The 5,371-nt window shown below is 74.7% G+C and carries 6 protein-coding genes; 3 read left to right on the top strand and 3 right to left on the bottom strand.

Annotation, left to right across the window (positions count from 1 at the left end; genetic code table 11):
* A partial coding sequence (locus EAO70_RS15630; protein ID WP_148003594.1) for a uracil-xanthine permease family protein occupies nucleotides 1-1,289 on the top strand: 1,289 nt, incomplete at its 5' end.
* Between the two features lie 92 nt (nucleotides 1,290-1,381).
* On the opposite strand, the gene EAO70_RS15625 is transcribed toward EAO70_RS15630, so the two are convergent.
* The 3 genes from EAO70_RS15625 to EAO70_RS15615 form a co-directional block, all read right to left on the bottom strand.
* On the bottom strand, nucleotides 1,382-1,822 hold the full coding sequence (locus EAO70_RS15625; protein WP_148003593.1) for an SRPBCC family protein: 441 nt from the start codon (nucleotides 1,820-1,822) through the stop codon (nucleotides 1,382-1,384).
* 141 nt (nucleotides 1,823-1,963) lie between these two features.
* On the bottom strand, nucleotides 1,964-3,220 hold the full coding sequence (locus tag EAO70_RS15620) for an FAD-dependent oxidoreductase (RefSeq protein ID WP_148003592.1): 1,257 nt from the start codon (nucleotides 3,218-3,220) through the stop codon (nucleotides 1,964-1,966).
* Between the two features lie 169 nt (nucleotides 3,221-3,389).
* Nucleotides 3,390-3,962 (bottom strand): GNAT family N-acetyltransferase, encoded by a 573-nt coding sequence (locus tag EAO70_RS15615; RefSeq protein WP_148003591.1) that lies wholly within the window; start codon nucleotides 3,960-3,962, stop codon nucleotides 3,390-3,392.
* Between the two features lie 71 nt (nucleotides 3,963-4,033).
* Between EAO70_RS15615 and EAO70_RS37945 the strand changes: the two genes are divergently transcribed.
* Together EAO70_RS37945 and EAO70_RS15610 are read left to right on the top strand one after the other, a co-directional pair.
* Entirely contained in the window at nucleotides 4,034-4,204 is a 171-nt protein-coding gene (locus tag EAO70_RS37945; protein ID WP_187283902.1) for a hypothetical protein, read from the top strand.
* 283 nt (nucleotides 4,205-4,487) lie between these two features.
* On the top strand, nucleotides 4,488-5,371 hold an 884-nt coding region (locus EAO70_RS15610; RefSeq protein ID WP_148003590.1), incomplete at its 3' end, for an oxygenase MpaB family protein.

Below are 5,371 nucleotides of genomic sequence, written 5' to 3'. Positions count from 1 at the left end.
GGCGGAGACTGCTGCCGCTCTCGGCCCAGCACGTCCTGGCGATGATCGCCGCCCCCGTCTCCACCGTCTTCCTCGTCGCCGGCACCCTGAAGATGCCGCCCGCCGCGACGGCCTCCCTGCTCAGCGCGGTCCTGCTGCTGTGCGGTGCGGGCGCCCTGCTCCAGTCCCTCGGCGTCTGGCGGATCGGCGGACGCCTGCCGTTCGTCATGCTGCCCGGCGGCGCGGCGACCGCGCTGTTCCTCCAGATCGCCCAGGAACACGGGCCGGCGACCGCCTCCGGCGCCGTCCTCCTGGCCGCCGCGCTGCTCCTCGCCGTCCTGCCCCTGTACGCCCGGGTCGTACGGCTCTTCCCGCCCCTGGTCATGGGCGTCACCGTGCTCCTCATCGGGATCGCGATGATCCGGGTCGCGGCCCGACTCGTCACGGGCCCCGACGGCACCGGCGAGCCCCGCGCCGTCCTCCTCGCCGCGCTCACGGTCGCGGCCACCGTCGCCGCGTACGTGTTCCTGCGCGGCGTCTGGCGCCAGACGTCCGTCCTCATCGGCATGGCGACGGGCACCGTCGTGGCCGTGACCACCGGTCTGGGAACCTTCGTCCCCGCCGTCGGCAGCGGCTTCGCACTGCCCGCGTTCCTGCCCTTCGGGACACCGAGGTTCGACCTGCTGGCCGCCCTCCCGCTGCTGGTGTTCAGCCTCACCACCCTGGCCGAGATCACCGGACAGACCGTCCTCAACAGCGAGACCGTCGGCCGCGCCCCCGCTCCCGAACGGGACGTCCCCCGCGTCGCCCGCGCCGACGCCGTCGTCTCCCTGGCCGGGGGCCTGTTCGGCACGTCCCTCATGGTCACCAGCGCCGAGAACATCGGCATCGGCCGGCTCACCGGGGTCCGCAGCCGCTTCGTCACCGCCGGGGCCGGCGCGCTCCTCGTCGCCCTCGGCCTGGCCACCCCCGTGTCCCGGGCCTTGGCCGGCATCCCCGAGGCCGTCGTCGGGGGCTCCGCACTCGTCGTCTACGCCGTGATCGCCGTCATGGGCGTCGAGATGCTCCGCCGCGCCGACCTCTCCGGCACCGGCACGGGCTCGCTGACCGCCGCACTCGCCCTCACCGTGGGACTGCTCCCGCTCCTCACCCCGGACCTCTACGCGGGATTCCCGGGCTGGGCGCGCACCATCCTGGGCAGCGGCGTCGTCGCGGGCACCCTGACGGCCGTCCTTCTCACCCTGCTCCTCGACCGCCTCGCCCCAGGCAACCGCGAGCCCGAGCCGCCGGACCCCCACGCACGGAGATAGGGGCCCGGACGCCCGGACGCGCACGCACCCGGCACACGGACGTCGACGACGCCCACGGCAGGTCAGGGAGAAGTGTCGTCAGTGGGGCGCCGTCACGTCCGGTGCTGCGTGGCGGCGGTCGGGAGGCGTTCGGCGACCTCGTCGCCGAGGCGTTCGAACTCGGACCTGAGGAAGGGGGTGGCGAGCTTCGCCAGCCCCTTGAACCGCAGCGACGCCCGGTAGTTCAGGCGGGTGACCGACGGGGACGCGGCCTCGAACGACAGGTCGTCCGTGGCGGTCACCGTCTTGTTCTCCCCGACGAACCTCAGGTGCGCCGGATCCCGCTCCACCAGCCGGTACTCGAGCTCCGTGGTCCGGCCGCGGAAGCGCGAGGTGTTGTGCCAGCGTGCCCCGGGGCGTACCGGCCCCTCGTCCAGACGCACGCACCGTACGGTTCCGGGATCCCATTCCTCGGTGCGGCTGAAGTCCTCCAGATACGCGACGAGTTCGTCGAGCGGCAGCCCCACGACGAAGTTCCGTTCCACCGTGATCACCGTATGACCTCCGCCTTGTCGTCTACATGACCGTGGTCGTGACCGACCTGACGGACGCCTGCCCCTGGCGCCTGCCGCGAATCACTTCGCGGTCCGGCCCGCGTACGGATGCACTCCCGGCCCTCGCCCAGCGGCCCGCCGCTACCGCACACCTCCGCGCCTCAGGTCGGCCAGGATCTCGCGCGCCGCCCGGGTGCCCGAGGCGAGGGCTCCCTGGAGCGAGCCGGTGGCCCGGTGGTCACCACACACGTACCGGCCCGGCCCGACCCGGCTGGTCCGTGACAGCGGATGGGGCGCGGGCATGGCGGGCAGGGCGTCGTGGACGGTGACGCGGTGGACGAGCTCCCACGCCCCCGTGTCCGTGTCGTACACCTCGCCCAGGGCGCGGGCGACGGCGTCCACGGCCGGGGCGTCGGGCGCGCCGAGGACCGAGGTGGACACCAGCGCCCGTCCGTCGGTGGAGTACCCGGGGTGGACGGCGGTGAGCACACAGCTGTTCAGGAACCTGCGCCGCGAGTCGACCACGAGGACGGGCTCGGCCAGTGGCGGCCGGGCGGCCGCGTGGTAGAGCGTGGTGACGGTCCGGCCGCGCGGGACGTCGAACCCCGGCAGGAGTTCGCCGGCTGCCCGCTGCCCGGTCGCGACGACGACCGTGGGGGAGCGGACCTCGTCCCCGTCGGCGAGTGCGACGCCCTGGGCGGTGAGGGCGGCGACCGGAGCCCCGGTCCGCAGCACGCCGGGGCCCAGCCGGGAGGCCAGCTGGGCGGGTACGGCTCCGATGCCGTCGGCGGGAAGGCACAGGGTGCCGCGCAGCATGCTCCGCCACACGAAGTGGAAGAACCGGGCCGAGGTCTCCAGGTCGTCCTCCAGGAACACCCCGGAGAGGAAGGGCCGGAAGAACGTCTCCACGAGTTCCGTGGAGATGCCCGCGGCGGCGAGCGCGGTGAGGGTCGTGGTGTCGGGTCGCGCCCGCAGCCGGCCGGCCGGGGCGAGCACGTCGCGCGCCGTCAGCGCGCTCAGGGCGAGCAGGTCGCGCCCGGACGCCAGCCGCCCGGGCAGCAGGTCGCCGCTCTCACGGAAACGGCGGCTCGGGTCGGTGAACCGGCGCAGCCCGTCGTCCGTCTGCACGAGGACGCCGGGGGTGAACGGCCGCAGCCGCAGCGCCCGCAGGTCGAGACGGCGCTTCACCTGCGGATAGGAGGTGTTGAAGACCTGGAACCCCCGGTCGAGGGTGAAGCCCGCGACCCGGTCGGTACGCATCCGGCCGCCCACCGTGTCGTCGGCTTCCAGCAGCCGCACCCGCAGTCCGCCGGCCCCGAGGTCCGCGGCGCAGGCGAGCCCGGCGGCCCCGGCCCCGACCACTGTCACGTCGTACCGCTCGTCGTCCGTCGTCCCCATGCAGACCGTCACTCCTCGTCCCTCGTACCGGACTTGACGCCGACGGTCCGCGACCGCCCGCGGGCCGCCACGTTACGCCGGGCGGGGCGGCCCCCGACCCGGGGCGCGCCGCACGGGACCGCGGCGGCACGGCGGGTCCGCCCGGACGCGTCGGCCTCCGGGCCACCTGTCAGCGCAGGTCGAGCCGCATCAGCACCCGGGGGTGTCCGGCCAGGACCGAGGTGGTGTCGGCCGCGTGGACGAACCCGGCGCGCTCGAAGTTCTTCCGGATCCCGGGGTACGCCATCGTCAGATCGACCTTGGCGTCGCCGCTGTCGAGCGGGTACGCCTCGACGGCCGGCGCGCCCTGGGCGCGGGCGAACTCGACCGCGCCGGCGATCAGGGCGTGCGAGATCCCCTGCTTGCGGTGACCGGGGCGCACGCGGACGCACCACAGCGACCAGACCGGCAGGTCGTCCACGTACGGGATCTTCCGGCTGCGCGCGAAGGAGGTGTCGGAGCGGGGCGCCACGGCGGCCCAGCCGACCGGCTCGTCCCCGTCGTAGGCGAGCACGCCCGGCGGGGGTTCCTGACGGCAGAGGTCGGCGACGTACTCCCCGCGGGCCGGCCCGCGCAGCTCGTTGTTGAGCTTGGACGGGATCCGGTAGCTGAGGCACCAGCAGACCGTGGCCCCGGGCGACTTCGGGCCGACGAGGGCGCGGACGTCCTCGAAGTCGGAGGCCGGGCGAACCGAGATCGTCATGGCCCCACGATGCCACGCCGAACCGGAGGCGCGCCTCGGCGCCTTGTAGGGTGCCTGTCAAGGGGGCGGGCATGGATCGGCAGGAGTGGGACGACGACAGCGCGTACCGGTCGGCCGTCCGGCGTACGAGGATCACCATGGCCTTCGCGCTGGCGGCGACGCTGCTGCTGCTCGGGGGCGTGGCCGTCGCGGTCTTCGGCATGACGCTGTTCCTGGACCTCGCGGACTCCCTCAGCCGCTGAGGGACGTCGCCGACAGGGCCTGAGCTGCGAGGAAACCCGGTCGTGACCGGCTGGACCGGTGGGACAGAACGGACCGCGAGGGCCGAGGGCCGGCTCGGCGTCCCGGTGGGTGTTCCCGCGGGTTCGAATCGACGTACCCGCTCTGCGCCGTGGGGGAGGCCGGTGGGAGGGGGCCGTCGGCCGGTGACCGCGATCAGTGCCGCGGTCCCGGTTGCGGAGGGCGCGGGTCGCGTTCGGCGCAGGCGGGCCTGCCCTTCCCGTGGGTGCGCGCGAGGATGGAAGGGTGAACACGTCGGAGAGGTCGGGGCCCGGGCTGCGCGAGCGGATCGGGACCAGCCTGTTCAGCCATGTCGCCGGGCCCACCGGGCCGGAGAACCGCGCCCGAATCCACGGTGCCCCCGGCCCGCGCTGGTTCGGGCCCGAGCGGCCCATCCGTACCGTCCACGGTGACGCGTCCATGTTCATCGGCGGCCTCAGCGCGCTCCTCCTGCAATCACTGCACCCGCGCGCCATGGCCGCGGTCGCCGGGCACTCCGGATTCCGGGGCGACCCCTGGGGACGCCTCCAGCGGACCAGCACCTTCCTCGCGTACACGACGTACGGCACGGCCGAGGACGCCCAGCTGGCCGTGGACCGCGTCCGTGCGGTGCACGAGCGGATCAGGGGGACCACCCCGACCGGCGAGCCCTACCACGCCGCCGATCCCCACCTGCTGTGCTGGGTGCACTGTGCCGAGGTGGACAGCTTCCTGCGCGCGCACCAGCGCTTCGGGGCCGAGCCGCTGGACGGCGCCGGCTACGACGGGTACGTCGCCGACGCGGCGCGGGTCGCCCGCGCCCTCGGCGTCCCCGACCCGCCGTGCGACCGCGCCGCGCTCGCCCTCCGCCTCGCGAGCTACCGCTCCGAGCTGCGCGCCACGCCGCAGGCCCGGGACGCGGCCCGCTTCGTCCTGCGGGAACCCCCGCTGCCGTGGCCGGCCCGGGGCCCGTACGCCGTCCTGGCCTCGAACGCGGTCAGGCTCCTGCCGCCCTGGGCCCGCTCGCTCCTGGGGCTCCACACGGCGCCGTATCTGCCGGACGGCCTCGTCCACCTCTCCGGCCGCGGGCTGACCGGGTCCATCCGCTGGGCGATGGGAGGATCTCAACCACCCCGCGAGGCGTCCACCCC

This window comes from Streptomyces sp. adm13(2018), from assembly GCF_008042145.1.
In the GTDB taxonomy this organism is placed as follows: domain Bacteria; phylum Actinomycetota; class Actinomycetes; order Streptomycetales; family Streptomycetaceae; genus Streptomyces.
The sequence above is the reverse complement of the archived record's forward strand: the minus strand, read 5'-3'. Positions and strand labels throughout refer to the sequence as shown.

What these genes read in the sequence shown, in the direction of transcription:
- EAO70_RS15620 (WP_148003592.1), bottom strand. Translation starts at nt 3,220, where the DNA reads ATGGGGACGACGGACGACGAGCGGTACGACGTGACAGTGGTCGGGGCC.
- EAO70_RS15615 (WP_148003591.1), bottom strand. Translation starts at nt 3,962, where the DNA reads ATGACGATCTCGGTTCGCCCGGCCTCCGACTTCGAGGACGTCCGCGCC.
- EAO70_RS37945 (WP_187283902.1), top strand. Translation starts at nt 4,034, where the DNA reads ATGGATCGGCAGGAGTGGGACGACGACAGCGCGTACCGGTCGGCCGTC.